We start from the raw sequence: 2,682 nt of genomic DNA, 5'->3' as shown, positions 1-2,682 counted from the left end.
CTGCCGGGCCAGATCGAGCAGCTTGAGCCCATCCTCCTCCATCCCCTGGAACGAATAGGGGCTGGTGCGCGGCTTGAAGGCTCCGCCGCGCAGGACGGTGGCTCCGGCGGCCTTGACTGCCCGCGCCGTGTCGACGATCTGCTCTTCGCTTTCCACCGAACAGGGTCCGGCCATCACCACCAGGTGCTCCCCGCCGATGGAAACCCCGCCGCCAATCTCGAAGATGCTCGGTTCCGGCTTCACCTCGCGGCTCGCCAGTTTGTATGGCTTGAGAATGGGGACGACGCTCTCCACCCCGGGCATCGACTCCAGAGACTGGAGGACTGCCTTGCCCCGCTCGTCCCCCACCGCGCCGATGACGTCGCGGGTCTCGCCGTGGATAACGTGCGGCTTGTAGCCCAGCTCGCGGATGCGTTTCTTCACTTCGGCCAGCGCTTCCTTGCCGGCCCCCTGTTGCATGACGATGATCATGGCTATACTCCTTTCGGATCGATGAGGATGTTAACTTGCTGAAACGGTAAAGGCCGCCCGGTGACTCCCGGCGGCCTTTTTCATTCACGGATCCTGGAACGAAAAAACCACGGGGAAACCGGAGTCGGTCTGCCCATGGTTTGCGATCTGGCGGCTGATGTGATGCTTTCCTCTATGCCAGCAGACCTCTACCCCGGGCAGACGGCCGAAAATAAAAGCCGTACCAAAAGTAAAAATCGCTGAAGCTGGCAAACAGTGAACGCATCCGGCTCATCTCCGATAATTGAACTGCATAGTTAAGTAGCAGAACTGCTGCGAAATGGCAAGCATAATTACATCCACCTGGAACGAGGCGGCTGGTGTCATTTTCTCTTGACAGGCCGGCGCAAGTTCGCTATATACGTGTTTCCCAATGCCCAGGTAGCTCAGTCGGTAGAGCAGAGGACTGAAAATCCTCGTGTCGGCGGTTCGATTCCGTCCCTGGGCACCAGAAAGAAATGAAGGTCACAGCCGGTGCTGTGGCCTTTTTTCTTTTCCGAATACGGTATTTGCCTGCCGGCAACATGCGGCCGCCTCCCCCACCCCCCGGTTAGGTGCTTTACAGCCGCCCGCGGACTGGTAATATCGAAGTGAAAGCCTCAAACTTCACCGGCAGGAGGAAATCATGACCTACGGCAAGGGCAGAACTTACAAGAAGATCGAAGTGATCGGGGTTTCCGGGCAGAGCATCGAGGCGGCCATCCAGGCTGCGATCAGCAAGGCCCACAACAGCCTGGAGAAACTCTCGTGGTTCGAGGTGATGGAGGTCCACGGCCACATCGGCGAGGACGGCACGGTGAAGGAATACCAGGTTCTGCTTAAAGTCGCCTTCGAGCTCAAATAGGAAGGCGTCTCCACCACTCAGCCTGCAACGGCTTAGCCGCATAAAAAGAAGGACAAGGCCGGGTCGACAAGGCCTTGTCCCTTTTTTGCTCTGTCACGAAGCGACCCAGGCGGATGCTCGTTCCGCGCTGTTTCTCATTGCGACAGTGACCGCTTCACCAGTACCAGTTCCAGCCGACCTTTCCTTCCGTCGTCTCGACCCCGAGTTCATGCCGCCAGACAAGGTCGAGAGCCAGCCCGTGGGACGGGTTGATGGTGAATGTCTGCTCCAGGCCCACCTCTTCTCCCCGGTGCGGATCGCCCAAGAGGTAATGGATCTGCCGGCCACGCAGATGCCCCTTCCAGCGCTCGGTCATGTTGCGCGCCAGGCCGGCCGAACCGCCGAAGCCGAGGGCGAAGCCGTCGCGAAAGCGGCCGCCGAGCTGCGCATCGGTCTCGAACAGCACGTAGGCGAGCTGTTCGCCGCTGCCCCAGGCAAAACCGCCGCCCGGATTGAGCCGGTAGGCAAGGTGCTCGTTGCCGTCGTCGAAGCTCCGGCGAAAAAACCCTGTCTCGACCTTCCAGGAAACCGGCTTGAAGAAGGGATGGCGGGGCGAGAGGGAGACGATGTTGATCAGGTCGAGGGCGTGCAGCTTCAACTGATGGCGTTCGGGATACCAGCGCAGGGCGAGGTTGGCGAAGTCGATCTGGGAGCCGGCCAGGTAGCCGGCATCGGCGTCCATCAGGTGGTGGTAGGCAGGGCGGATCCTGGCCTCGAGGAAGAAGGCGTCCTCCCGCCAGCCGGCAGCGAGGCCGAAGCGGTTCGAGCCGTGGCCCCGGTCGGGGCGGCCCGGAACCGGGATGTCGGTGTCGGCGGGCTCGGCCAGTCCGAGCCGGCTGCGGACCTGCAGCAGGGAGAGGTAGCGGCGGCGATATTCCTCCTTGTCCATCTCATGACGGAAGTAGCGGAATTCGACCGTCTCCGCCGCCAGGTCGAGGATGCGAATCCGGCCGGCCATACTGGTTTCTGTCGTCGGCAGCTCGTTCGGTTCGACCTCTCCGGCCAGGATTTGTTTGGCCAGGCGCTTCTCTTCCTTATCCATGCGTCCGGCAAGGTGGCTGATGCGGGTTGCCTTCGAGGGCCGATAGCGAGTCTCGGCGACCAGGCCGCTTTCGCGGACCAGACGCACCGTGTCGATCGGGATGACCCATGGTCGGCAGCGAGCAGTCAACTCGAGGGTGGGGCGGGCGGCCTCGAGAAGAAAGAGCAGGTTGTAGGAGCAGTTTTCATCGAAGAAAAAATAGTCGGAATAGATATCGCGCAGCTCCCAGATGTGCCGGAACATCCTC

3 protein-coding genes and 1 tRNA gene are annotated in these 2,682 nt (G+C 61.1%); 2 read left to right on the top strand and 2 right to left on the bottom strand.

The window, feature by feature from the left end:
* A partial coding sequence (locus VD811_01395) for a 3-deoxy-7-phosphoheptulonate synthase (protein ID HXV19626.1) occupies positions 1 to 471 on the bottom strand: 471 nt, incomplete at its 3' end.
* 414 nt (positions 472 to 885) lie between these two features.
* Between VD811_01395 and VD811_01390 the strand changes: the two genes are divergently transcribed.
* Positions 886 to 961, top strand: a tRNA-Phe gene (locus VD811_01390).
* A 174-nt stretch (positions 962 to 1,135) separates the two neighbouring features.
* Positions 1,136 to 1,354: a dodecin gene (locus VD811_01385; protein ID HXV19625.1), complete on the top strand. Its 219-nt coding sequence runs from the start codon at positions 1,136 to 1,138 to the stop codon at positions 1,352 to 1,354.
* Positions 1,355 to 1,508: 154 nt separating this feature from the next.
* Here VD811_01385 and VD811_01380 read toward each other — a convergent pair.
* Positions 1,509 to 2,682 (bottom strand): DUF4105 domain-containing protein (locus VD811_01380; GenBank protein ID HXV19624.1); only part of this gene is annotated, 1,174 nt, incomplete at its 5' end.

Source organism: Desulfuromonadales bacterium, from assembly GCA_035620395.1.
Lineage (GTDB): Bacteria > Desulfobacterota > Desulfuromonadia > Desulfuromonadales > DASPGW01 > DASPGW01.
This window is presented reverse-complemented; position numbering and strand designations above follow the sequence as displayed.